This window comes from Acidobacteriaceae bacterium, assembly GCA_035944135.1.
Lineage (GTDB): Bacteria > Acidobacteriota > Terriglobia > Terriglobales > Acidobacteriaceae > Granulicella.
In genome coordinates, this window is the sequence record DASZBM010000002.1 from 1,450,273 (window position 1) to 1,473,080 (window position 22,808).

Sequence of the window (22,808 nt, forward strand, 5' to 3'; positions counted from 1 at the left end):
TCTCGATCAGAAAGGACCTCGCATGAGCACGAACTCACTCACACCAACAGCACCCATGTACACGCCCGCCGTCCGCATCAACCGCTCACTCACCGCCAACGCTGAACGCCGTCTCCTCGAACACCTCGCCGCGCGCACACCGCGCGGCATCACCTCCGACCACCTCACCCTCCTCGGCTGGGCCGCGCAGATCTTCGCCGGTCTCTTCTACGCACTCTCCCGCACGCACCCGCTCGCACTCCTCGCCGTCAACGCCTGCATCATCCTCAACTGGCTCGGCGACTCACTCGACGGCACACTCGCCCGCGTTCGCGATCAACAGCGCCCGCGCTTCGGCTTCTACGTCGACCACATCACCGATCTCTTCGGCGTCACCGCACTCCTCACCGGCCTCGCCTTCTCCGGCCTCGCGCACCCGCTCGTCGCCGCCGCCATGCTCGTCGGCTTCCTTCTTCTTTCCGCCGAAAGCTTCCTCGCTACCCACACCCTCGCGCGCTTCGAGCTCTCACAATTTCTCTTCGGCCCCACCGAACTCCGCCTTCTGCTCATCATCGGCAACCTCTTCCTCCTGCGCAGCCCCTACGCGCACATCCCCTTCACTCACTCACCGGCTCACAGCATCCTGCTCTTCGACCTCGGCGGCATCATCGGCTCCGTCTGCATGATCGCCCTCGCTATCACCCTCACCCTCCGCCACACCGCTCAACTCTTCCACGCCGAACCCCTGCCGCGCGCAGAGCCTTAACGGACAGCTCGTAGCTGGCAGCTCGTAGCTCGTAGCTGATTGCAAACCCCTTCGCCGGATCTCTCCCAACCTTCACCACTCAGAGAAACCACCATGAACCCGCTCAAACGCTTCCTCCGCTTCAACCTCGTCGGCATCCTCGGCATCCTCGTCCAACTCACCACCCTGGCAATCCTCGACCGCGCGCTTCCGCACCACTACCTCCTCACGTCCACCATCGCGGTCGAGCTCACGCTCCTCCACAACTTCCTCTGGCACCTCCGCTACACCTGGCCTGAAACACGTTCGCCGCTCGGTGCTCTCGTCCGTTTCCATCTCTCCAACGGCCTCATCTCGCTTTTCGGAAACATCGCGCTCATGCATCTTTTCGTTCACTCTCTGCACGCGCCGATCCTCATAGCGAACGCCCTCACTATCGCCTGTTGTGGCATCGTCAACTTTCTCCTCGCCCACCACTGGGCCTTCGCCGAAGGCCTCGGCAAGCCCGACCAGCTTCCGCCTGTCTGCAACAGCGCACAGCCAATCACATGAGCGCATAGGTCCGCTCAAAACTTAACGTGCGTCCGCACGCCAACGCGCTAAACTTACGCCGTGCAAAACGACCTCCTCGAAATTGCGCGCCGTCAAGCCGAAAACTCCGATCCACCCATCCGCGCCGCCGCCCTGCTCCGCATCGCCCGCGCCGAATCCTCAAACGCCATTTTGCACGAAGCACTCTCCTCGAAGCCCTCGACGCCATCCGAAACCTCCCCAACCACGCTCGCCAGCCCCTCTTCGATGAAGCACGCAACGTCGCCGCGGCCCTCTCTCCTAACCTGCTTGCCGAAATCCAGATCACCCCGCGTAGCGCACTCAACGAATTCGCCTCACTCAACGTCGTTCAGATCATGTTGACCTACGGCCACATTGACGCCGCTTTCGACTATCTGTTGCACCACGACGACCCCGCATCTTTTCCTTTCCTCTCTGTCTCCGCCGTCGTTCACCGGAGCGACGCACACACTCCCGAAGCGACCGATCGCCGCCTCAATCTGCTCCGCCACGCCGTCGAGATCTGGCGCCGGTCCCCCTCCAGCTTTTCTCCGCATCGCCACGGCAATTTCACCAGGCTCTTCAGCCATCTCTGGGACCAGTTCCCTTCCGCCGAAGCTCTCGCAATCGCTCACACGATCGTGGATCGCGCCGCCGACGAGCCGGACGACGGAGGCTCCTGTGGGTACACCGACGAAGTTCACTTCACCTCGCTCCGTCAGGACACTCTGTTCCAGATCCTGCATGTTCTCCGGCATCTCGACCCCGCACTTGCGCAGTCGCTCATCGACTCTCACCCTCAGCTCGCCCTCGCCGCTCGCCGCTACCCCAACGGCCTCGAAACATTTCACCAGGAGATGGAAGCGGAAACAGAACGCCGCAAAGCCGCAGGCGCAACCTGCGGTGGCGGCTTCATCTTCGCCGGCGACCCTGCAGACTTCGACCGCCAGCGCAGACTCTTCGAAGCCACGCACAGCGGAGACTTCGAGCCATCCATCCAGGACGCTCTCGAGAAATACCAGCAAGACACCGCGCCCGAAACCCGCAACCACGCGCCAAAAGCCTACTGGCCCTCCACCGGCGCCTTTCGCACACTCTTCTATCAGGCCGGCAAACGGCTCGGCCCTGACGCAGCCGCGCTCTTAGTTCGCATCCCAGACGACGACATTCGTCTCTTCGCCACCATCGAACTCGCCGCAGCCCTGGCCGGCGTTCCGGCATCGTCGATCACGACGATGAAACAACCGCACCCACTGGACGCTCGCGGCATGCCAACGCGCGCACGGATCACCAGCGCGCATTCATCGCTCCCCACAGGCCCCCCAATGCGCAGCCCGGACGGCCGCCTCATTCGCTGCCCCGAATGCCAGTTTCAGCCGCCTGATGGCATGCACTGGCAATGCAAATGCGGCCATGCCTGGAACACCTTCTGGACCGCAGGCAACTGTCCCGCATGCCACTTTCAATGGGAGGTCACGCAATGTCCCTCCTGCCGCGAAATGTCGGAACACCAGGCCTGGTATGTGCCTGAACCCTAGCTTCGCCGGCGCCCAATATTCTCCATTCGCAACAATTTGTATATTGAAAGCAAGCAAGGAGATGCCGTCCCAAAGCATCTCCCGCATCCAGGAGAGCCGTGCCCATTCATCCTTACCCTCGCCGCAGATTCATCTCACTGATGCTTGCAGCTCCATTCTTCGGATCTGCATTGATGGCCGGTGCAGAGTCTTCTTCCGATGCCCTCATTACCGACTTCGGCGCGAAACCTGACGCCAACACCATCAACACCAAAGCCATTCAGGCCGCGATCGACCATCTCGCCGCACGCCGCGGAGGAACCGTCGTCGTCCCGCAGGGCATCTTCGTCAGCGGCGCGCTCTTCGTCAAGCCGAAGGTAAACCTGCGCCTCACGGCCGGTGCCGTGCTCCGCTGCTCAACAGACATGAGCAACTTCCCCGTGCAACGCACACGCATCGAAGGCCACTTCGAAGAAAAGTTCAACCCCGCGCTCATCAACGCATCCCACTGCGACGGCTTCCAACTCACCGGCGAAGGCACCCTCGATGGCGCCGGCCGCCCCATCTGGGACGAATTCTGGAAGGAGCGAAACGCCGCTCCCGACCCGCACAACTTCCCCAACCTCGGCATCCCTCGCGCCCGCCTCGCGCTTATCGAACACTCACGCGACGTCAAGATCGACGGCATCACCTTCAAGGATTCGCAGTTCTGGAACCTCCACCTCTACAACAACGACGGCGTTCTCGTGCACAACGTCCGCTTCCAGGTTCCCGACGACTACAAGCAGGCCCCCAGCACCGACGGCATCGACGTCGACAGCTCCCGCAACGTCACCATCGACGGCTGCTTCTTCTCCGTCACCGACGACTGCATCGCCCTGAAAGGCTCCAAAGGCCCGCACGCCATGGACGACACCACCAGCCCGCCTGTCGAACACATCCGCGTTCGCAACTGCACCTACAAGCGCGGCGGCGGTGTCCTCACCCTCGGCAGCGAAGCCACCATCGTTCGCGACGTCGTCGTCGAGAACTGCAAAATCATCGGCAACGTCCGCATCGCCACCCTCAAGCTACGCGCCGACACGCCACAGCACTACGAAGACATCACCTTCCGCAACATCACCTCAGACACCACCGCCGGCCCGATCATCGCCGTCCAGCCCTGGTCGCAGTACTTCAATCTCCAGGGCCAGGCGCCGCCGCAATCTGTCGTGCGCAACCTCACACTCACCGGCATCAAGGGTCACTACGCCGCCTTCGGCACCATCAAGCCCAACCCCGGCCAGACCAAAATCAGCAACGTTCTCCTCAAAGACTTCGACGTCATCCTCCCGCAGGACAAGGACAAGCTCGCCGTCTCCGGCGTCACCAATCTCAAATTCGAAAACGTCATCGTCAACGGCCAGCCGCAGTCCTAGCGCATTACGTAGCCACCATCGACTGAGATCGACTGGCCGGTAACGTAGCTCGCCGCGTCACTGCAAAGCCACAGCACGGCAGACGCAATCTCCTCAGGCCGCCCCAATCGCTTCATCGGGACGAAGGTCTTGAGCATCATGTCCAGCTCGGCTCCCTGGCCCTCGGCGATCATCTTGTCGGACATGGGCGTTTGGATCATGCCGGGACAAACGTCGTTCACCCGAATGCCGCGCGTCGCATATTCGAGGGCCGCGCTCTTCGTGAATCCAATGACCCCATGTTTAGCCGCATGATAGGTTCCCCGCTTATTGCCGCCGATCAGACCACCGAGCGAAGAACAATTCACAATGGCGCCGCTGCCCTGCTCGCGCATTTGCTGAAGTTCAAACTTCATGCAACTCCAGACGCCGCGTAGATTGATGCTCATGACGCGGTCATAGTCGTCCCGCGGAGAGTCTGCCGTTTCGGCAAGAACGTTCTGGATGCCTGCATTGTTGTAGGCCGCATCGAGACGTCCAAACGTCGCAACGGTCTGCTTCACCATGGCTTCCACCTGGGCGTCATCCGACACATCACAAGTGACAGCCGAAGTTTTGTGACCTTTATTCGCGAGCTCTTTCGCCGCGGCCTGTACTTCTTTCTCATTCCAGTCGGCCAATACCACGGAGGCACCCGCTTCGGCGAAGGCTTTTGCGGTCGCGAGACCAAGTCCGGACGCTGCGCCTGTCACCAACGCAACCTTGTTTTCAAATGTGATCTTCATTCTTATCTCCGCTGTTGGGCTATGTGCAATAAGTGATGGTTAGCGATCGATCAGCTTCTGATGCGTTGCGGGATAACGATCGCCTTCAATCTTGATTGCGGATGAGGCTTCTTCCAGCGCTCGCATATCGTCTGTAGTGAGTTCGATCGTGGCCCCGCCAAGATTTTCTTCGAGTCGTGAAACCTTCGTTGTCCCTGGAATCGGCACAATCCACGGTTTCTTCGCGAGCAGCCATGCAAGAGCGATTTGCGCAGGCGTGGCTTTCTTCTGCTCCGCAAATCGTGTGACCACATCAACCAGCGCCTGATTGGCCTTGCGATTGTCTTCGCTGAAGCGCGGCACGATCGCACGGAAGTCAGTGCTATCGAACTTGGTCGACGCATCAATCTTCCCGGTAAGGAAGCCTTTGCCGAGCGGACTGAACGGAACGAAACCGATGCCGAGCTCTTCGAGCGTGGGCATGACGGATTCTTCAGGTTCCCGCCAGAACAGTGAGTACTCGCTCTGCAGCGCCGTAACAGGCTGCACCGCGTGAGCGCGGCGAATTGTCTTCGCGCCGGCTTCGGACAGGCCGAAGTGCTTCACCTTGCCTTCCTCAATCAGGCTCTTGACCGCCCCGGCCGTCTCTTCGATGGGAGTGTTGGGGTCGACGCGATGTTGGTAAAGCAGGTCAATGGTGTCGGTCTTGAGCCGCTTCAGCGAAGCCTCGACGACCTGCTTGATGTGATCGGGGCGGCTGTTGAGCGCCGTCCATTTGCCACCATTGTTGGGATCAGCTTCAAAGCCGAATTTGGTGGCGATGACGACATCTTTGCGGAACGGTGCGAGTGCTTCGCCGACGACCTCTTCGTTCACGTAAGGGCCGTAAACTTCAGCGGTGTCGAAGAAGGTGACGCCGCGCTCCACGGCGTCGCGGATAAGCTTGATGGCTTCTGACTTTTCCGTGGCGGGGCCGAGACCGAAGCTCAAGCCCATGCAACCGAGACCAAGTGCTGAAACTTCGAGACCACTTTTTCCTAATGTGCGCTTTTGCATGATTTCTCCTGTGTCGGTCCTGCCTTGTTCGGACATGTTCAAGTCTATGGAGTTATCGCCTATGAGACTAGACCGTATCCGGTTGATAGAGTTATGAGTAAAATTCATAAATCATGAAGAACGATCTGGGCGAGCTTTCATCCTTCGCGATCGTTGCGGAAGAGCGCAGCTTCACTCGAGCCGCATCGCGCCTGGGCATTTCGCAATCCGCGCTTAGCCATTCGATCCGAGGGCTTGAGAAGAGATTGGGACTGCAGTTGCTCGCGCGTACAACGCGAAGTGTCTCTCCGACCGCCGCGGGCACGACACTTCTGAAGGAACTCGCGCCCGCCCTGGAGCGAATCGAGCGAGCAGTTGCGGAGACTCGGCAGCAAAGGGAGAGCCCATCGGGCAGGATACGGCTCATCATCCCGCGGACGGCGGCTAAGATGGTGATTCTGCCAAAGCTGGCCCGGTTTGTTCGCAGCTATCCGGAGATCGTGTTGGAGGTCACCTCTTCCAATGACCCTGTCGATCTTGTCGCCGGAGGCTACTACGACGCAGGCGTGCAACTTGGCGAGTTCATCCAACGGGACATGATTGCCGTCCGAGTGACCAGAGAGCTGCGTCTCGCAGTGGTTGGATCCCCGGAATACTTCGAATTGAACAACATCCCGAAACGCCCGCAGGATCTGAAAGACCATGCCTGCATCGGCTTTCGCTTCAGCAACGGTCTGTATAGGTGGGAGTTTGAGAAAGGCCGTAAGGCGCTGACGGTGAGTCCTCAGGGGCCCGTATCCTTCGACGATCCAGATCTCGTCATCCAGGCGGTGCTGAATGGAGTGGGAATCGGAACGGCGATGGAGGATAGTCTTAAGCGCTTAATTGCAGAGGGACGGCTGGTGCAAGTCCTGAAGGATTGGTGTCCATCCTTTCCAGGATATTTTCTTTACTATCCCAGTCGTCGGAATCAACCTGCCGCTCTGGCCGCGCTGATTAACGCCCTTCGGTTGGATTAGTAACGAAAAACGGGCTTGTATTAACATCCCGCCGGGCACGCGGGGTCTCACCGCCGCTTGCCTTCGTCATCCCCTCAGATGTCCCGCCGCCGCGCACTCCTCGAGCTCGCCGTCTCCTACACCCTCATCCTGCTCGTCATCTGGACTGCCAATCCCCTCCAGCGAATTCTCTACATCACTGCCGTCATTGTCCTCGCGGCCATCCTCATCCTCTCGTTCCAGGGCTGCGACAAACTCGGCCTCCGCCGCACCAATCTTCTCCGCTCTCTCTGGGTTGCCATCGCCGCACTCGTGCTCGCCGCAGTTCTTATCCTCGTCGCCGCGCACCTCCACACGCTGCATGCGCCGCACACCGTCTCAGGCTTGATCGCACGCTACTGGGGATACGCACTCTGGGCGTTCGTTCAGCAGATTCTCCTGCAGGACGTCTTCCTCCGCCGGCTGCTCATCCTCACTCCATCGCCGCGCCTCGCCGCGTTTCTTGCCGCGCTCATCTTCGCAATCGCCCACCTGCCCAACCCTATCCTCGTACCCATCACGTTCCTCTGGGGCTTCATCTCCTGCCTGCTCTTCCTTCACTACCGCAACATCATCCCCCTCGCCATCGCACACGCCGCCTTCGGCATCACGCTCGCGATCACCATCCCCTCCCCACTGATCCGCAACATGCGTGTCGGCCTCGGCTTCCTCCGCTACGGCGCGCACCACCACCGCAGGCTCGCGCAATCGTCAAACAGTCTTAGCTGGCAGCTCGCAGCTCGCAGCTCAAAGCTCAAAGCACAACCCCGCTCCGGGATTCCGCCAGACCCGGCCCCATTCGTCCGCGGTTTCATCGCGGACGAGCGGGTTTCGCAAGATTCCGATAGACCTCACCGCAGCCACATCGACCACACCGTATCCACAAACGTATGGGTCACCGCCGAAGCACCCATGCGTCTCTCCTGACGCCACGCCCTTCCATAAAACACCCCAGCCAGCGCCGCCATCAGCACATATCTCCAGTTGAAGTGCACCGCTCTCTTGTTGAAGTGCGCCAACCCGAACACCGCCGCCGTCAATGCCAGCGCCCAGTAACGTCCCACTCTTCGCTCCAGCAGGTTTTGCATCCATCCGCGAAAAAACAACTCCTCCGGCACTGCAATAAAGAAGAACGTAAAAACGAACGCACTCACCAGCCGCCATCCCTCCGGCCACCGCGCGTGCACATGCAGAAACCCGAGCCCCAGCAGAATCGCCACCGGCGCATAGAACAGGAACTCCCTCAACCCCACCCGCACATCTCTCCAGCGAAGCCGCAGATCGAAGCCCACTCCCTTCAATCGCCGCACCGCACCAAATCCCCAAATTCCCGCATCCAGCAGCACGATCTTGTTGAACACCGACATCCCGCGCGGCCAAGCCGGCTCAAACCACCGCAGGTCCACCGCCAGCACCAGCACCAGCAGCACTACAAACTCCCGCCGGTCTCCACTCTGCTCCGGATCGGCAACCGCAGCCCACGCGAGCACCCCAGCCACCGCAATCGGCAGCAGCAGATAAACCGCCAGCCATCTCCACTCAAAGAGTCCGCGCCCCACCGTCACCAGGGCATACACCCCACACAACAATCCCGGCGCCACCACCCGCACCCCGACCGGCAACTTCGCCGTCCAGCGCGCAAACCCCTCCTTCCAGAACGCCGCCCACACCATCGGCGCCAATGCCAACAGGGCCGCAATCACCAGCAGCAGATCGACTCGCATCTCGTATCTCGCACCTCGAATCTCAAAGCTGATCGCTTGACATCACCGGTCACCATAAAGGTAGGGATATTTTCGTTTTCCCACTCTGGGCCATACCGCAAACGGAGCCAAGTTCTTTGCATTGAAGACTTTGCAGCATTACCCTAAGTATTTTCAATACTTTGCGAAGATTGCGTCATCGAAGTCCAAACCTAAACTCAATTTTTTGAAGACTTTGCGCAAAAAGGTACGGGGGAGGGGGTACCCCGCAAAACCCGCTCCGCTAAACTACTCCCGATGGCTTTCCACCCCGCCGGCACCCGCCTCGCAAAAATATTTTTCCTCATCCTGTCCTCGTTCTCGCCCGCGACCCTCTCGGCGCAATCGGTCACCGGAGGAAAGGTCGTTCTCGTCCTTCCCTTCGAGAACCGCTCCGGCAACCCGACCCTGAACTGGATCGGCAACTCCTTCCCAGACACGCTCGATCGCCGCCTCAACTCCGCCGGCTTCCTCACCATCTCCCACGACGACCGCGTCTTCGCCCTCACCCACCTCGGCCTTCCCGCCGATTTCCGCCCCTCCCGCGCCACGACCATCCGCATTGCCCAGCAGCTCGACGCCAACTACGTCATCATCGGCGACTTCACCGTGGCCGAGCACGCGATCTCTATCGAGTCCCAGGTGCTCTCCGTGGACCAGCTTCGCCTTTCGCCTCTCGTCAACGGCGTTGGCCCCCTCGATCACCTCTACGACGCCGAGAATGCCATCGCCTGGAAGGTCGCCCGCGTCATCGACCCCAACCTCAATGTGGCCGAGCAGACCTTCGTATCCGCCGGTGAGGGCGCCGTTCCACTCCCAGCCTTCGAGGACTACATCCGCGGCATCAACGCCTCCAGTTCGGCCGAGTCACTTCAGCGCCTGAAGACCGCGGTTGCTGAGGCGCCGAACTACGCCGCCGCCCTCCTCGCGCTCGGCAAACAGGAATACATCGCGCGCGACTACGACTCCGCGGCCGCGACGCTCGCCAAGGTTCCACTTTCTGATCCGCAGGCGCTCGAGGCGAACTTCTACCTCGGTCTGGCCCGCTTCAACTCCGCCAATTACGCCGGTGCCGCCACCGCCTTCGAGTTCGTCGCCGGCCGCCTACCCCTGCCCGAGGTCGTGAACAACCAGGGCGTCGCGCTCAGTCGCCAGGGGAAGGACGGTGTGGCGCTCTTCCAGCGCGCGTCCGCCGCAGACCCCTCGGACGAGGACTATCACTACAATCTCGCGATTGCTCTCTACCGCCGCGGAGACCTGCAGACGGCGCTCAAAGAGGCCGATGAGGCCCTGAAGCTGAAACCACAAGACCCGGAGGCGGGCTCCTTACGCGCGCATCTCGCCCTCGCGCCCGCGGGCTCAAAGCTCGATCCGAACGGAGGCTTTGCTCCTGTTGAGCGCATCCGGCGCAACTACTCAGAGGCTGCGTTCCGCCAGGCAGCGTTTCAGCTTGATCAGTTGCGGGCTGCTCGCATGGCCACGCTGGCGCCTGCGCAGCGCGCGGCGGAATATACATCGCTCGGGCGCGATTACCTTGGCCAGGGTCTGCTTCCGCAGGCTGAGCAGCAGTTCCAATCGGCAATTGCAGCCGACTCGAGCAACGCGGCGGCGCACGCCGGCCTCGCTGAAGTGCGCGAACGCAGCGGCAACGCCACGGAGGCGCGTGCAGAAGCTCAACGCTCTTTGAACATTCAGCCCAACGCACCGGCATTGCTTGTACTCGCCCGGCTGGACATCGCGCAGAATCATCTTCCCGCTGCGGCTGACGATGTCTCCCGCGCGTTGCATGTCGAACCAGCCAACGCTGCCGCCATAGCGATGCGCCAGAGCCTGCAGCAGCGCGGTCAATCGGTACGCTGAGCCCGATGCTCCCGTTGCTTGCGAGGCTGTCACCGAACGTCGCGCTGCTTATCGCGACGTTGGCTGTCGCGCTTATTGCCCTCGAGCTAAACCGTCCCGGGTCGATACTTCCCGGGGCTGCAGGCCTTCTGCTCCTGCTGCTGGCAGCGGCCAGTCTCTGGGAGCGGCAACCGAGCGAGCTTGCAACCGCAGGGGCCATCGCCTCGATCGCCCTACTCCTGCTACAGGCCAGGCGTCCGCTTCACCTGTCAGTGATAGCTGCTCTCACGGCGCTGCTCATCGCTTGCTTCATCCGCCTCATTCCACGTGCTTCGACCGGAAGAATCAATGCGGTGACGGCCGTCGTGTGCGGAACCATTCTGGGAGCTGGAACCACCGTGCTCACCCGCATCGCACGGCGCGCCCGGCAGAACAAAGGGTTAGACTAGAACAGAGCGCACAAAGCGCCCGGAGCCTTCTCGTCTGATGCACAGCCTTTCGCGAGCCCTGCTCGCCACCGCGACACTCTTCCTGTCCCTCCCCGGCATCGCCGCCGCACAAACCACCCCATTCGCCCGCCAGATGGCGAAGGTCGACTTTGGGATCAGCGGCGCGGGTGCGCTGAACAAGACGGTTAGCGGACCGATCATCCCGACCGGCGCTACAAACTTTGGTGTGGTGATGTCTCAGTATGGGTCCAATACCGTTGGCGCGCTCGGTAACATCCGCTATACGGCGAAGCCATACGTGGGGATCGAGTTCAACTACGGATGGGCGCGCTATACCGAAAATTACTCGCCGGCGCCGAATGGCCTGAGCCTGTTTCAGATTCAAACCACGGCGAATGAATACAGCTTCGGATACCTTGTAACGCCGCCGCACCCGATCTTTGGATTTCAACCGTTCGCGTCTGTGGGCGCGGGAACAACGCAGTTCAAACCGACCGGCGGCGGTGGCGAAGGCGCGCCGCATCAGTTTCGCGCGACCTACTATTACAACGCCGGCCTGCAGAAAGACGTGTTCAGCAACTTCGGCGTGCGCGCTTCGTTCCGGGAGAACTTCTTCCTCGCGCCGGACTTCGGTCAGAACTACCTGACGATCAAGCAGCACACGACAACATTGGAGCCGACCATTGGCTTCTACCTCCGCTTCTAGATCCAGCAAGACCTCATGAGCCGCTTACTCGACGACGATCAAGACGAGCTTCAGCAACGCGACCGGGAGCTGACTCTCAGCACCGGCGCGATTCTTGCGATCTTCCTCGGCCTGGTGCTCCTGTGCGGCGTGTTCTTCGGGTTCGGATATAACCTCGGCCGTAAATCGACGTCAACGCTGAATCCAGCACTGCCTGTAGCAACGAGTGACGCCGAGCCTGCTGGTACGGCAAACTCCACGTTCGACAACTTCAAGCCGTCGCCGAACTCTCCTTCGGCGGCGCAGGTGAGTTCATCGCCGACGCCAGTTCCTTCGCATACGCCCGCGGTTTCAGAGAAAGCTCCCGCAGAGGTGCCTCAGCCACAACCAGCACCTGCCGCGCCGCCAACACATGCCTCCACGCCGCCGGCGGCGACCGTCACCCGACCGACGAACACCACGCCGAATACACCCGTGCCTCCGAAACCCACGCAAGCTGCCGCGCCGGCGATCACTCCCGGGGGCGCGTTCGTTGTACAGATTGCTGCGATCTCGGCGGCGCACAAGGACGATGCGGACCTGCTGGTGAATGCTCTGCACACCAAGGGATACCAGGTCTCGGAGCGCACGGCGACACAGGACAATCTGATTCGAATCCAGGTGGGACCGTTTGCGACCAAGGCCGATGCAGAGGCCATGCGCGAGCGGCTGATCGTCGACGGCTACAACGCCATCGTCAAGTAACTGGCGTTCCGGATTGCTGAACAGCGCGGCGACGCTCGAGCTCCGCCTCCATTGCAGCTCGGACACGCTCCATCAGGTCTTCACGGGACGACGCGTCCTGCGGATGGATCGGCGGAAGAAATCTGAGATATGCCTCGCCGGGTGTGATGCGGTGAGTCCCCTTCGGCATCATCCGCTCTGTGCCGGTAATGACAACGGGAATGATGGGCGCGCCGGTCTGTTCCGCGAGAAAAAAGGCGCCCTTCTTGAAGGGCAGGAGGCGACCGTCGGGCGAGCGCGTTCCTTCTGGAAAAACCATGATATGCAGGCCACTGTTGAGCGCGTCGGCCGCGGCTTCACCGCTGCGTTGCGCGTCCTCGCGTGAGTTGGCGCGTGAGACAGGAACGTATTTGCCCATGCGCATTGCGGTGCCCAGCAGCGGAATATTCATCAATTCCTTTTTGATGAAAACGCTCGTCATGCCGGGAATGGCGGGCAACAAGACCGTCGGGTCAAGGTTCGAGAGATGATTGCTGAGGAAGATGTAGTGAACGCCTGGCTGCACATTCTCGCGCCCTTCGATGTGCACACGAATGCCAGCGGCCTTCGCTCCAAGCGCAACGATCTTCATGCCCCAGCCATACATTGTGTTGAAGTCTTTGCGCAGCAGGGACCATGGGATTCCGATGAGAGCAGCGGGCACACCTAGGACTATGTATACGGCAAGCATGCGAAGCGATGCGAACATACCGTGTCAGGATATCCTGCGCGTTCGCGCGACGCATGAAGAGCGGCTAAGCGGCTAAGTATCTCTGCGGCGCTCGAGATGCGATCCTGTTTCGATGGCCCTGGGCAGCTTTTCGTAGATTCTTCCGAAGCCACCGTTGGAGAGGATTGCGATCACGTCACCGTAGCGCACGCGCGGAACAATCTCGCTGACGATCGCATCTGCGTCTGCGCAAAGCACTGCGGGAACGCCGCGCACGTCGAGCGCTTCGACGACGTGGCTCGGCTCGAGGCGTTCGAGAACCGGGATTGCATCGCTCTTGAAGACCGCGGCGAGGACGACTTCATCGGCGAGCGAGAGGCTGTCGACGAGTTCGCGCTCGAAGACGTTGCGACGAAGTGTGTTGGAGCGTGGCTCGAGCACGGCCCAGAGGCGGCGACCGGAGTATGCACCGCGAAGTGCGCGGAGGGTCTCGCGGATGGCAGTGGGATGATGTGCGAAGTCGTCGATGACGGTGACGCCGGCGACCTCCGCGCGGACTTCAAGGCGCCGCTTGACGCTCTTGAAGCTCGCGATGGCAGCTTCGATCGCTTCAACCGGGACGCCCTGCCCTGCGGCCATCGCAGCGGCCGCGGTGGCGTTGAGCGCGTTGTGTTCTCCGGCCATTGGGAGACGAAGGCGCGCGAATTCGAGGCCGCCACGAAGAAGCTTCCATGAGGTTGAAGCGCCATCCTGACGGAGATCGACGGCGCGCCAGTAGGAATCCTCCTGGAAGCCGTAGCGCTCAACCTTGCAGAACGCGCGCGCGGCGCACTCGGTGACGTTCTCGCTTTCGTCGAACGCGACGAGGCGGCCGCGGCGTGGGATGAGGTTGACCATCCGCTTGAACGCGGTCTTCACTGCTTCCAGATCGGCGTAGATGTCGGCGTGATCGAACTCGACGTGCGTGAGGATCGCGGCGTCAGGAAAATAATGCAGGAATTTCGGGCCCTTGTCGAAGAAGGCAGTGTCGTACTCGTCGCCTTCGAGGATGAAGGGGCGCGTGCCCTCCTGCACGTGAAAGCTGGTGCCAAAGTTTTCGGCGACACCGCCGATGAGGAACGACGGCTTCCAGTCCGCAGCGTCATCCGTCTTCATGCGCGATGCGGTCTCGAAGATCCAGGCGAGCATGCTGGTTGTAGTGGTCTTGCCGTGCGTGCCGCAGACGACGAAGCGCTCGCGGCCAAGCAGAAATTCGTCGTGGACGAGTGCGGCCATGGAGGTCATCGGGATGCGTTCGTCGAGGACGACTTCCAGCTCCGGATTACCGCGCGAAATGGCGTTGCCGACAACGACGAGGTCGGGACGCGGCTCGAGATTTTTGGCGGCATAAGGCTCCATGATGGGAATGCCCATCGCGCGGAGCTGATCGCTCATCGGCGGATAGGCCGCGGTGTCGGAGCCGGTGACGCGATGCCCCTGGGCGCGGAGCATGCCGGCGAGCGAGGCCATCGCGGTTCCGCAAATTCCAATCAGATGCACATGTTTCGCACTGCTCACGAGCTCTCCTCCACGGTGTCGTTGCTCATTTTTACCCACGCGCCGAGCGGCAGAGAACGGTTCTGTCCTGTGACGTGGCCGCTGCGCAAGCCGATGGCGATGGGGCCGACGAAATCTTCGAGAGCGTGCAGGCATGCGGCTTCGAGCAGATCCATTTCATCGGGCTTTACGTTCGCGGTCATGTCTCCGAGTATGATGCCGTGCACGTGTTTCAGCAGGCCGGCGGCGTGCAGATGATGCAGCATGCGGTCCCACTGATACGGTTTGGTGCCGATGTCTTCGAGAAAGAGAATAGTCGGCTCGTCGATGCGCAGCGCCCACGGTGTGCCGAGGCCTTCGGCGAGCATCGAGAGACAACCGCCGAGCAGGCGGCCATGGACTTCGCCGGGACGGAGACAGCGGAGGCCGTCGTCAGCGCCGGCGTGCCATTCCGATTTGGCTTCAACGGCGGAGTACCAGGATGCGCGGTGCACGCCGTCGAGGCTGGACCAGTCGGCCGCGACCATTGGAGCGTAGAAGCTCATCAGGCGGAGCTCGTTCCAGAGCCACACGTGTAGCGAGGTGTGGTCGCTATAACCGACGAAGACCTTCGGGTTCGCGCGGACGACAGATGCGTCGAGGCGCGGTAGCAGTTCGGCCGAGCCCCATCCGCCGCGAGTGCAGAGCAGGCCTTCAATTTGTGGGTCGGCGAAGGCGGAGTGCAGGTCGTGCGCGCGCTGCTCGATAGTGCCGGCGTAGTACAACGGGCCTCGTGCTAGTGCGTGTGGCATGAGCACGGGGCGATAGCCGAAGTGCAGCAGGCGGTCGACGCCGGCTTCGACGAGCTCGGGCTTTGCGGCCGATGCGGGAGAGACGACCGCGACGCGGCTTCCGTCCCGCAGCCGCGGGCGCAATGGCTCACGCAAGCTCCACCTCGCCGCGGCAGATGATTTCGGCTGGGCCGGTGAGGAACATCTCCTTGTCGTCGGTCTGCCAGACAACGCGCTGGCGGCCGCCGATGGAGGTTGCGCCGAGGTCGCGCTCAACGCCGTGGACCACGATGGCAGCGGCGGACGATGCGCATGTGCCGGTCCCTGAGGAGTGCGTGGGGCCCACGCCGCGCTCGTAGATGCGGAACTCGATCTCGTTGGCGCTGAGGATGCGCACGAACTCGACGTTGGTGCCGAAGCGAAACATGGGATCGACGCTGATGATGGCGCCCAGCCGCTGCCACGTCATGCCGTGGCTGCTGAAGTCCTCTGTCTCTACGAAGGTGACGAAGTGCGGATTGCCGACGTTGACCATCGCACCGTCAATAACGCCTTTCACGTCGTCGATACCGATGGCGCGGCGCATCACGCGCGGCACGCCCATGCCGCTCTCGATCCACCAGGTTGCGCCGTCGCGGCTGAGCACACGGCAGGTACGCGTGCCGCCGTGTGTGCCGAAGGTCATTTGCGTAAGGTTTTCATCTTGCGCGAGCCATGCGGCGACGCAGCGCGTGCCGTTGCCGCTCAATTCCGCTTCGCTGCCGTCGGCATTGAAGAGGCGAAGAAAGAAGGTCCCATCTTGTTTGCGCTCAAGGAACTCGATGCCATCGGCTCCGATGCCTGTGTGGCGCTCGCAAAGTCTCTTCGCCAGGGCCGCATGGCGTCCTGCGGCGGCGGCCTCCTCGATGACCAGGAAGTCGTTGCCACACGCATGTGCCTTCACAAATTTGAGCGTGCTCACTCGACCTCCGAATCCTCAAAAACGACCACGTGGTCGGTGGCGTCATTTGCTTTCAACTCGGCAAGCACCGCCGCGTGCGTTCTCCTTGTCGCGATCACCGTGAAAGAGACGCGTTCCCAGCCCGCCACATTGTCGCGATCGATCACCTGGAGCCGCTGCCCTATTGCGTCCAGCACCTTAATGATCGCGGACATCATCCGAAAGCGGGCGGCAGTGACCTGCCTTGCAAGCTCCTCCGCGCGTTCGGCACCAACCACGTCTTTGCCCATGATTGAACCGACCTCGGCGCGCACCTCGTAGACCATCGGGTAGCGCTTCCATCCGATGCTGCCCTCCATCATGCCGATCAGTTGCAGCGCGAGCAGCACAAGCACCGTGCCGATGAGCGCGTCCAAGTACATCCCGGCACCGCAGGCCATGCCGATGGCAGCGACCACAAACACCGTCGCCGCACTCGTGAGTCCAAGGACGCGGCTCTTCGTGTGGAGAATCAACCCAGCGCCGAGAAAGCCGACGCCCTGCACGATGTTCGAAGCAACCTGTCCTTTGTTGGGCGTCGAAGCGCCGGCGAGTATCTCGCTCATGATCGTGAATAGCGCTGCGCCCATGCAGATGAGCATGTTGGTCCGCAAGCCCGAATCTTTGTGTCGCCATTCGCGTTCCAGGCCAATGGCTCCGCCGAACGCGCAAGCCACCAGCAGGCGGCGTGCCGCCGGACCGCCAAGCGCGAACTGCTGCGGCAAAGGGATGTGAATGGCGTGTAACACCGAGTCAGGATACTACCGCACCCAGAACGGCGAGCAGCCATGCACCCGCGGCGTCACCCCACCTTCGCGGCAAAAAAAGACCCGTGCCGCATGGTGACGGCACGGGTACGCTCTCACCGTGAAATATCAGGCAACCGGAGCCGCGACATTGATCTGCTCGGAAAGCTCTGTCAACACCTTGTCTGCGTGCTTCTCTTCATCCAGGGTCTTGTCGAGCAGAGCTGCATGCTCTGCCTCGCCGAGGATGATGGCCATATTGCGAAGTGTCCCGTAAATTGCAATCTCGTGATGTTCCACCTGGTTGCCGGCCGCGATCAGAACCACATCGCGCAGAGTCTGGTCCTTGGCATCCTTGGCAGACGCGCTGCCTTCACTGATGAGGGCCGCAGTCACCTTGCACTTGGATCTGTTCGCCTCGCCGTCGTTGTCGCGCATGATCCGCTCCAGACGCGAGACATGCTCCTTGGACTCTTCCAGGTGAGTGCGGAACGCATTCTTCAACTGGCTATTTGTTGCGTTTTCAATCATTGCCGGCAGACCGTCATCGACGATCTGGCGCTCGCTGTCCAGCGACCTCTGCAGCATCGTCCTGTACAGCTCGCGAAGGTTATTCATGTCCGGTGTAAAAAGTCCCATGTTTCTCTGCTCCTCTCAGCGCACGTGGGGGGGCCGTCAGGCCTGAGAGCGCTGTTGCTCTTCTTCGGATTGTTCTTTGTGCCGGTAAACTTTCCGACCGGCTTCTATTTCTATGACGCGGTCTTCATGCGCCACACACACCGTAGGATGCGTCTTCACCCTAGTGCGTGGTTTGTGGCGTCCACACTTCGGACTGATAAATCTTCGCGCAAGGCTGCCCGGTTGTGCAGATCACCTCAAGCTCTTTCAATCCTTCAGGATGCGCGGCTACAGCCTTCGCGACCGGGTCTCCGGCCATTGCAATAACAATTGCCGCATGTTTCGCAGGATCAGAAAGAGCCTGCTGCCAGGCAACTTCGTCGTCCTCACTAAGGATGGTTTTCAACGGTCGACCCGCAGTCTGGGCGATGCCAACGTGCGCAGTCGTGGACATGAGCACCGGGATCTGCAACGGCAGTCCCTCAATCGTGGTGGCGACGGCGCGCTCAAACGGAACGCGCGTGGAGGCATTGACGATGCCTTCCTTCAGCACCAGCGGAATGCGGTACATCATGCCGATGCAATTGGCCACACAGAGCAACATCGCGGCGGGCTGCCACAAGCGCGCGGCGACGCGAGCCCAGCCGGCGGTTTGCACGCGAAGCCAGAGGTCAAGGCGCTCCGCTGCGAACGCTCCGTAGATTGCGAGCGCGGGCAGCATCTCCATCCCATAGCGCGCGTTGTAATACGAGTGAGGCCAGAGCTGCGGAATGAAGATGGGCACCGAGCCATATGCGACGGAGTAAATGTAAAACGGCAGCGGAAGCCACAGCAGCCACAGGCCCGACTCGGCGCGTGCGCGAGCCGCGGCGACTGCGCGGCGCTTCCACTGCGACCATGCTGCATAGAGCGCGGCGAACATGAGAGCGAAGCCGGTCTCCCATGCAGCGGCATCGATCTGCGCGGTACGCGTATAGAAGACGAGCGCCCAGATGGGATTGTGCCATCCGCGATAATGCTGGCCCGGCGGCGCAGTTTTGTGCTCGATTGCGGCGGCGGAGTACGGTCCGCGCAGGAAGTCCAGCCAGTCGCCCTTGAAGTGCGCGTTATACCAGAACCAGAAGATGGGCCCGGAGAGACACAGCAGCGTGAAAATGATGAAGGGCGTGAGAAGCCGCTGCCGGACCTGCGCGCCGCTGCGCCACAGCTCCCACGCGATCCAGCACCAGACGACGGCACCGATGACCCAGCCGTCATAGCGCGTCATCACCTGCCCGAGCACCAGGATGCCCGCCGCGATCATGCCTCCGGCAGCGCCGTGTGCGCGGCCTGCACGCAGTGCGGCCACGGTTTCAGTCGCGGCCACGACAGTCCAGACCAGCAGACAGAGGAAAAGCGCCTCCGTCATCGCGGTCGTGGCGAGATACAGAAGATTCGGATTCAGTGCGTAGAAGGTGGTCGCGACGAGCGCCCAGCGAGGCCGCATGAGTCTTCGCGCGAGTCGCCAGATTCCCGCAACGCTGAGCGCGAAGCTCAGAATTGACATCGGAACCGCGGCGAAGCCCGTCTGCCACATCTGCATGTTGCCGATGAACGGAAGCATCAACACATGCGGCAGCGGGAGCCACACGCCTCCGAGTTGCGCGAGGCCAGGATAGTGTGAGTCGAGAATGCGGCGCGCGATACCGAGGTGCGCAACGGCATCACCGTACAGCAAAAGGTAGTGCTTGGAGTAGCAGACCAGCAGTGCAAAAAACCCGAGAACGACACCGGCGGCCGTGAACGGATAAACCTCTCCGCGCGTGGCGAAGCTCACCGCCTCGGGATCCCATGGCGGAGGCGTCCGCGCTCCGCGCCGCGGACGCGTGATCGTCTTTGTGGTCGGTCGCTTCTGCGGGGTCTTCACCCGTGGCGCTCCTCTTCGCGTCGGTGGCCTTTCGCCATCCGGTTAGAGATGCGACAGCTCGCGCAGATGCTCGATGCGTTCCTCGACCTCGGCGCGCGTGGTCTGCTGCAGACGTTCCGTACCGAACCGCTCAACGGCGAAGGAGCCCATGGCGCTGCCGTAGAACATGGCACGCCGGAAGATCTCCGGCGTGAGTTGCCGCTGCGAAGCCACATACCCGTAGAAACCGCCAGCGAAAGAGTCGCCCGCGCCGGTAGGGTCGACCACTTCGTGCAGCGGCAGGCCCGGCGCGCGGAATGGACGCCGCTTGATGCCGTCGCCAAAGCTTCGCTCGCTGAAGTAAGCCGTCGCTCCGTACTCGCCGTGCTTCACGATGAGCGACTTCGGGCCAAGCGCCATCACGGCCTCAGCCGCGCGCAGACCGTTCGTTTCCCCGCTGATCATTTGCGCCTCTTTGTCGTTGATCAGCAGCACGTCGAGCTCACGCAGCACCTTCAGAAGATTCTCGCGATGCGCATTGATCCAGTAGTTCATCGTGTCGCCCGCGACCATTGCGACCTTCTTCATCTGCGAGCGCACGCGCGCCTGCAGAACGGGATCGATGTTCGCGAGAAACAGGAACTCGGAGTCCTCATACTCAGCGGGAATCTTTGGAGAGAACTCCGCGAAGACATTCAGGTCGGTCGCAAGCGTGTCCGCCTCGTTCAGGTCGCGCAGGTACTCGCCGCGCCAGTGAAAGGACTTCCCCGGCGCACGCTCGATTCCCCTTGTGTCCACGCCTTTGTTCGTAAGCACGTTCTCGTGCTCGGGCAGAAAGTCTTCGCCCACAACGCCAACGACGCGAACCTTCGTGAAGTAGCTCGCCGCCAGCGCAAAGTGCGTGGCCGCTCCGCCAAGCACTCGCTCGCGCTTCCCGCTTGGCGTTTCGAGCGAATCAAACGCCACCGAACCAACTACAAGAATCGACATTCAATCTCCGCTATGGGGTTAGAAATATTTACCGAACAACACGTCGAGCTTCTGCTTCGTCGCTTCCGGAATAACCTTGCGGTCCGTCATGATCGCGAACTTCGCGGCAGTTTGCGCCGGGCTTGCACTCAGGTCTTTCGGCATCAGCCGCACCGCAGCCTTTACAACCTTCTGCGCGTTGCCGCTGTTCTGGTGCATAACCGCAATCACCTGCTCGACCGTGACATCGTCGTGACCCTCGTACCAGCAGTCGTAGTCAGTCACCATCGCGAGCGTCGCGTAGCTGATCTCTGCCTCGCGCGCCAGCTTCGCCTCCTGGAGGTTGGTCATGCCGATGACGTCCGCGCCCCATGAGCGATACAGATTGCTCTCCGCACGAGTGGAGAACTGCGGCCCCTCCATGCAGACGTATGTGCCGCCGCGCTTGCCCACAACACCGACCTCTTCGCACGCCTTCACGAATGTGTCCACCACGATCGGGCAGACAGGATCGCCGAACGCCACGTGCCCCACGACGCCGTCGCCAAAGAACGTCGCGTTACGCGAGAAGGTGCGGTCGATGAACTGGTCTGGAACGATGAAGTCGGTCGGCTTATGTTCTTCCTTCAGGCTACCGACCGCGCTTACGCTCAGGATGCTGGTCACGCCAAGCTTCTTCATCGCATAGATGTTGGCGCGAAAATTCAACTCGGTGGGCAGAATGCGATGACCCTTGCCATGACGCGCGAGGAACGCCACATCGCGGCCCTCAAGCCTTCCGAGAACAAATACCTCGCTCGGATCTCCGAACGGTGTCTCGATTTTCTCTTCACGAACGTCGGTCAATCCGGGCATGCCGTACAGCCCGCTGCCGCCGATGATTCCAATCTCCGCCTTCGCCAAACGCCTCTCCAGAGAACAAAATGCGCGCTTTATGCCGCAAGTCTCAGTATAGCTGGCTGTATCATTTTGTTTTGAGAGACCGCTCTCCGAACGGCGTGCCACGCATGAGATCACTACGAATGTTCGCCTCTGTGGCGCTCGCCTGCGCCCTCTGCATTGCACCCGCCGCCTGCGGCAGCGGAACCCTCGTCGCTGCAAGTGTGCCGGTGAATACCTCGACCTATCTCGAGAAGGCAGGGCTCGCGATCCAGGCCCTGCAGACCTGGTACAACTCCGCGAGTGGGCAGTATGCAGACCCGGCCGGCTGGTGGCATTCAGCCAACGCGATTACTACTCTCGTCGATTACGAGCGTACGGCGAACGACACGAGCTATCTGCCCGTCATCGCGAACACCTTCGCCAAGGCCCAGGCCGGATCCTCCGGCCACTCGAACTTCACCAACATGTTTTACGACGACACCGGCTGGTGGGGGCTCGCATGGATCGATGCCTACGACCTCACCGGCAACCAGGAGTATCTCTCGATGGCAGAGACGATCTTCACCTACATGACCGGCGGATGGGACACCGCAACCTGCGGCGGCGGCATATGGTGGAACACAACCCACACCTATAAGAACGCCATCACCAACGAACTCTTCCTCACCATGGCGGCGAAGCTCGCGAACCGCACCAGCGGCAGTGCGTCCGCCGGCTATCTCACGTGGGCACAGAAGGAGTGGACTTGGTTCCTCGCCTCCGGAATGATCAACGCGAGCGGACTCATCAATGACGGCCTTAACGACAGCAATCCGGCTGCGTGCAAAAACAACAACGGCATTGTGTGGAGTTATAACCAGGGCGTCGTCCTCGGCGGATTGGTTGAACTCTCGCACGCGGTCTCAGATCCAACGCTGCTTGCCCGCGCGCAGAGCATCGCAAACGCAGTGCTGTCACCCGCCTCCGGCATGCTGACGTCCAACGGGATTCTTGTGGATCACGGCGTGTCCGGCGGCGACGCGCCACAGTTCAAAGGAATCTTCATGCGCAATCTGATGGCGCTTTACGCCGCATCGCCGAACGCGCAGTACAAATCCTTCGCCGATGCGAACGCCGATAGCATCTGGGCAAACGACAACAACGCGACACGCTTCGGCGCGCTCTGGCAGGGACCTGTCGATTCCACGGACGCGACACGCCAGAGCTCCGCGCTGGACGCGCTGATCGCCGCTGCGGCGATGAATTAGCCG

Annotated in this window: 23 protein-coding genes; 11 read left to right on the plus strand and 12 right to left on the minus strand. The window is 61.3% G+C overall.

Features of this window, described 5'->3' with window-relative positions:
- Nucleotides 1–22: 22 nt before the first annotated feature.
- The 4 genes from VGU25_08670 to VGU25_08685 all read left to right on the plus strand — a co-directional run bounded on the left by VGU25_08670 (nt 23) and on the right by VGU25_08685 (nt 4,211).
- On the plus strand, nt 23–745 hold the full coding sequence (locus VGU25_08670; GenBank protein HEV2577271.1) for a CDP-alcohol phosphatidyltransferase family protein: 723 nt from the start codon (nt 23–25) through the stop codon (nt 743–745).
- 93 nt (nt 746–838) lie between these two features.
- The gene (locus VGU25_08675) at nt 839–1,276 is read left to right on the plus strand and encodes a GtrA family protein (GenBank protein ID HEV2577272.1); all 438 of its coding nucleotides are present in this window, start codon (nt 839–841) and stop codon (nt 1,274–1,276) included.
- 356 nt (nt 1,277–1,632) lie between these two features.
- Nucleotides 1,633–2,814, plus strand: coding sequence for a hypothetical protein (locus VGU25_08680; GenBank protein HEV2577273.1), 1,182 nt, complete (start codon nt 1,633–1,635; stop codon nt 2,812–2,814).
- A 98-nt stretch (nt 2,815–2,912) separates the two neighbouring features.
- Nucleotides 2,913–4,211 carry a glycosyl hydrolase family 28 protein gene (locus tag VGU25_08685; GenBank protein ID HEV2577274.1) on the plus strand — a complete coding sequence of 433 codons (1,299 nt, stop codon included), beginning with the start codon at nt 2,913–2,915 and terminating at the stop codon, nt 4,209–4,211.
- On the opposite strand, the gene VGU25_08690 is transcribed toward VGU25_08685, so the two are convergent.
- Nucleotides 4,208–4,975: a glucose 1-dehydrogenase gene (locus tag VGU25_08690; protein HEV2577275.1), complete on the minus strand. Its 768-nt coding sequence runs from the start codon at nt 4,973–4,975 to the stop codon at nt 4,208–4,210. The two genes, VGU25_08685 and VGU25_08690, sit on opposite strands and share 4 nt — an antisense overlap.
- Before the next feature lie 39 nt (nt 4,976–5,014).
- Nucleotides 5,015–6,010: an aldo/keto reductase gene (locus VGU25_08695; protein ID HEV2577276.1), complete on the minus strand. Its 996-nt coding sequence runs from the start codon at nt 6,008–6,010 to the stop codon at nt 5,015–5,017.
- Nucleotides 6,011–6,123: 113 nt separating this feature from the next.
- On the opposite strand from VGU25_08695, the gene VGU25_08700 reads away from it, so the two are divergent.
- Nucleotides 6,124–7,008, plus strand: coding sequence for a LysR family transcriptional regulator (locus tag VGU25_08700; protein HEV2577277.1), 885 nt, complete (start codon nt 6,124–6,126; stop codon nt 7,006–7,008).
- A 78-nt stretch (nt 7,009–7,086) separates the two neighbouring features.
- A complete protein-coding gene (locus tag VGU25_08705; protein HEV2577278.1) occupies nt 7,087–7,953 on the plus strand; it encodes a CPBP family glutamic-type intramembrane protease in 867 nt (288 codons plus the stop codon).
- Here VGU25_08705 and VGU25_08710 read toward each other — a convergent pair.
- The gene (locus tag VGU25_08710; protein HEV2577279.1) at nt 7,878–8,750 is read right to left on the minus strand and encodes a CPBP family intramembrane glutamic endopeptidase; all 873 of its coding nucleotides are present in this window, start codon (nt 8,748–8,750) and stop codon (nt 7,878–7,880) included. The genes VGU25_08705 and VGU25_08710 overlap by 76 nt on opposite strands.
- A 276-nt stretch (nt 8,751–9,026) precedes the next feature.
- Between VGU25_08710 and VGU25_08715 the strand changes: the two genes are divergently transcribed.
- From VGU25_08715 to VGU25_08730, 4 genes are read left to right on the plus strand one after another with little or no spacing between them, the layout of a single operon-like run.
- Complete coding sequence (locus VGU25_08715) at nt 9,027–10,628, plus strand: tetratricopeptide repeat protein (protein HEV2577280.1); 1,602 nt, start codon at nt 9,027–9,029, stop codon at nt 10,626–10,628.
- 5 nt (nt 10,629–10,633) lie between these two features.
- Nucleotides 10,634–11,056 carry a hypothetical protein gene (locus VGU25_08720; GenBank protein HEV2577281.1) on the plus strand — a complete coding sequence of 141 codons (423 nt, stop codon included), beginning with the start codon at nt 10,634–10,636 and terminating at the stop codon, nt 11,054–11,056.
- 37 nt (nt 11,057–11,093) lie between these two features.
- On the plus strand, nt 11,094–11,762 hold the full coding sequence (locus VGU25_08725; protein HEV2577282.1) for an outer membrane beta-barrel protein: 669 nt from the start codon (nt 11,094–11,096) through the stop codon (nt 11,760–11,762).
- A gap of 15 nt (nt 11,763–11,777) precedes the next feature.
- Nucleotides 11,778–12,485: an SPOR domain-containing protein gene (locus tag VGU25_08730; GenBank protein HEV2577283.1), complete on the plus strand. Its 708-nt coding sequence runs from the start codon at nt 11,778–11,780 to the stop codon at nt 12,483–12,485.
- On the opposite strand, the gene VGU25_08735 is transcribed toward VGU25_08730, so the two are convergent.
- From VGU25_08735 to mtnP, 9 genes are all read right to left on the minus strand, one after another.
- On the minus strand, nt 12,478–13,212 hold the full coding sequence (locus VGU25_08735; GenBank protein ID HEV2577284.1) for a lysophospholipid acyltransferase family protein: 735 nt from the start codon (nt 13,210–13,212) through the stop codon (nt 12,478–12,480). The genes VGU25_08730 and VGU25_08735 overlap by 8 nt on opposite strands.
- Nucleotides 13,213–13,266: 54 nt before the next feature.
- On the minus strand, nt 13,267–14,730 hold the full coding sequence (gene mpl / locus VGU25_08740) for a UDP-N-acetylmuramate:L-alanyl-gamma-D-glutamyl-meso-diaminopimelate ligase (protein HEV2577285.1): 1,464 nt from the start codon (nt 14,728–14,730) through the stop codon (nt 13,267–13,269).
- The gene (locus tag VGU25_08745; GenBank protein ID HEV2577286.1) at nt 14,727–15,635 is read right to left on the minus strand and encodes an LD-carboxypeptidase; all 909 of its coding nucleotides are present in this window, start codon (nt 15,633–15,635) and stop codon (nt 14,727–14,729) included. The genes mpl and VGU25_08745 overlap by 4 nt, the downstream gene beginning before the upstream one ends.
- On the minus strand, nt 15,628–16,440 hold the full coding sequence (dapF, locus tag VGU25_08750; protein ID HEV2577287.1) for a diaminopimelate epimerase: 813 nt from the start codon (nt 16,438–16,440) through the stop codon (nt 15,628–15,630). Before dapF ends, VGU25_08745 begins: the two co-directional genes overlap by 8 nt.
- Nucleotides 16,437–17,207 (minus strand): MgtC/SapB family protein, encoded by a 771-nt coding sequence (locus tag VGU25_08755; GenBank protein ID HEV2577288.1) that lies wholly within the window; start codon nt 17,205–17,207, stop codon nt 16,437–16,439. Before VGU25_08755 ends, dapF begins: the two co-directional genes overlap by 4 nt.
- A gap of 126 nt (nt 17,208–17,333) precedes the next feature.
- A complete protein-coding gene (locus VGU25_08760) occupies nt 17,334–17,843 on the minus strand; it encodes a DUF892 family protein (GenBank protein ID HEV2577289.1) in 510 nt (169 codons plus the stop codon).
- A 160-nt stretch (nt 17,844–18,003) separates the two neighbouring features.
- Nucleotides 18,004–19,728 (minus strand): hypothetical protein, encoded by a 1,725-nt coding sequence (locus tag VGU25_08765; GenBank protein ID HEV2577290.1) that lies wholly within the window; start codon nt 19,726–19,728, stop codon nt 18,004–18,006.
- Nucleotides 19,729–19,770: 42 nt separating this feature from the next.
- Nucleotides 19,771–20,697, minus strand: coding sequence for a PfkB family carbohydrate kinase (locus tag VGU25_08770; protein ID HEV2577291.1), 927 nt, complete (start codon nt 20,695–20,697; stop codon nt 19,771–19,773).
- Nucleotides 20,698–20,715: 18 nt separating this feature from the next.
- The gene (gene mtnP / locus VGU25_08775) at nt 20,716–21,579 is read right to left on the minus strand and encodes an S-methyl-5'-thioadenosine phosphorylase (protein HEV2577292.1); all 864 of its coding nucleotides are present in this window, start codon (nt 21,577–21,579) and stop codon (nt 20,716–20,718) included.
- 119 nt (nt 21,580–21,698) lie between these two features.
- Between mtnP and VGU25_08780 the strand changes: the two genes are divergently transcribed.
- Nucleotides 21,699–22,805 (plus strand): glycoside hydrolase family 76 protein, encoded by a 1,107-nt coding sequence (locus tag VGU25_08780; GenBank protein HEV2577293.1) that lies wholly within the window; start codon nt 21,699–21,701, stop codon nt 22,803–22,805.
- Nucleotides 22,806–22,808: the final 3 nt, after the last annotated feature.

Coding starts and splice junctions, on each gene's coding strand:
- VGU25_08730 (HEV2577283.1), top strand. CDS start 11,778: ATGAGCCGCTTACTCGACGACGATCAAGACGAGCTTCAGCAACGCGAC.
- VGU25_08690 (HEV2577275.1), bottom strand. CDS start 4,975: ATGAAGATCACATTTGAAAACAAGGTTGCGTTGGTGACAGGCGCAGCG.
- VGU25_08715 (HEV2577280.1), top strand. CDS start 9,027: ATGGCTTTCCACCCCGCCGGCACCCGCCTCGCAAAAATATTTTTCCTC.
- VGU25_08710 (HEV2577279.1), bottom strand. CDS start 8,750: ATGCGAGTCGATCTGCTGCTGGTGATTGCGGCCCTGTTGGCATTGGCG.
- VGU25_08780 (HEV2577293.1), top strand. CDS start 21,699: ATGTTCGCCTCTGTGGCGCTCGCCTGCGCCCTCTGCATTGCACCCGCC.
- VGU25_08770 (HEV2577291.1), bottom strand. CDS start 20,697: ATGTCGATTCTTGTAGTTGGTTCGGTGGCGTTTGATTCGCTCGAAACG.
- VGU25_08720 (HEV2577281.1), top strand. CDS start 10,634: ATGCTCCCGTTGCTTGCGAGGCTGTCACCGAACGTCGCGCTGCTTATC.
- VGU25_08760 (HEV2577289.1), bottom strand. CDS start 17,843: ATGGGACTTTTTACACCGGACATGAATAACCTTCGCGAGCTGTACAGG.
- VGU25_08670 (HEV2577271.1), top strand. CDS start 23: ATGAGCACGAACTCACTCACACCAACAGCACCCATGTACACGCCCGCC.
- VGU25_08705 (HEV2577278.1), top strand. CDS start 7,087: ATGTCCCGCCGCCGCGCACTCCTCGAGCTCGCCGTCTCCTACACCCTC.
- VGU25_08700 (HEV2577277.1), top strand. CDS start 6,124: ATGAAGAACGATCTGGGCGAGCTTTCATCCTTCGCGATCGTTGCGGAA.
- VGU25_08735 (HEV2577284.1), bottom strand. CDS start 13,212: ATGTTCGCATCGCTTCGCATGCTTGCCGTATACATAGTCCTAGGTGTG.
- VGU25_08725 (HEV2577282.1), top strand. CDS start 11,094: ATGCACAGCCTTTCGCGAGCCCTGCTCGCCACCGCGACACTCTTCCTG.
- VGU25_08675 (HEV2577272.1), top strand. CDS start 839: ATGAACCCGCTCAAACGCTTCCTCCGCTTCAACCTCGTCGGCATCCTC.
- VGU25_08680 (HEV2577273.1), top strand. CDS start 1,633: ATGTTGACCTACGGCCACATTGACGCCGCTTTCGACTATCTGTTGCAC.
- VGU25_08695 (HEV2577276.1), bottom strand. CDS start 6,010: ATGCAAAAGCGCACATTAGGAAAAAGTGGTCTCGAAGTTTCAGCACTT.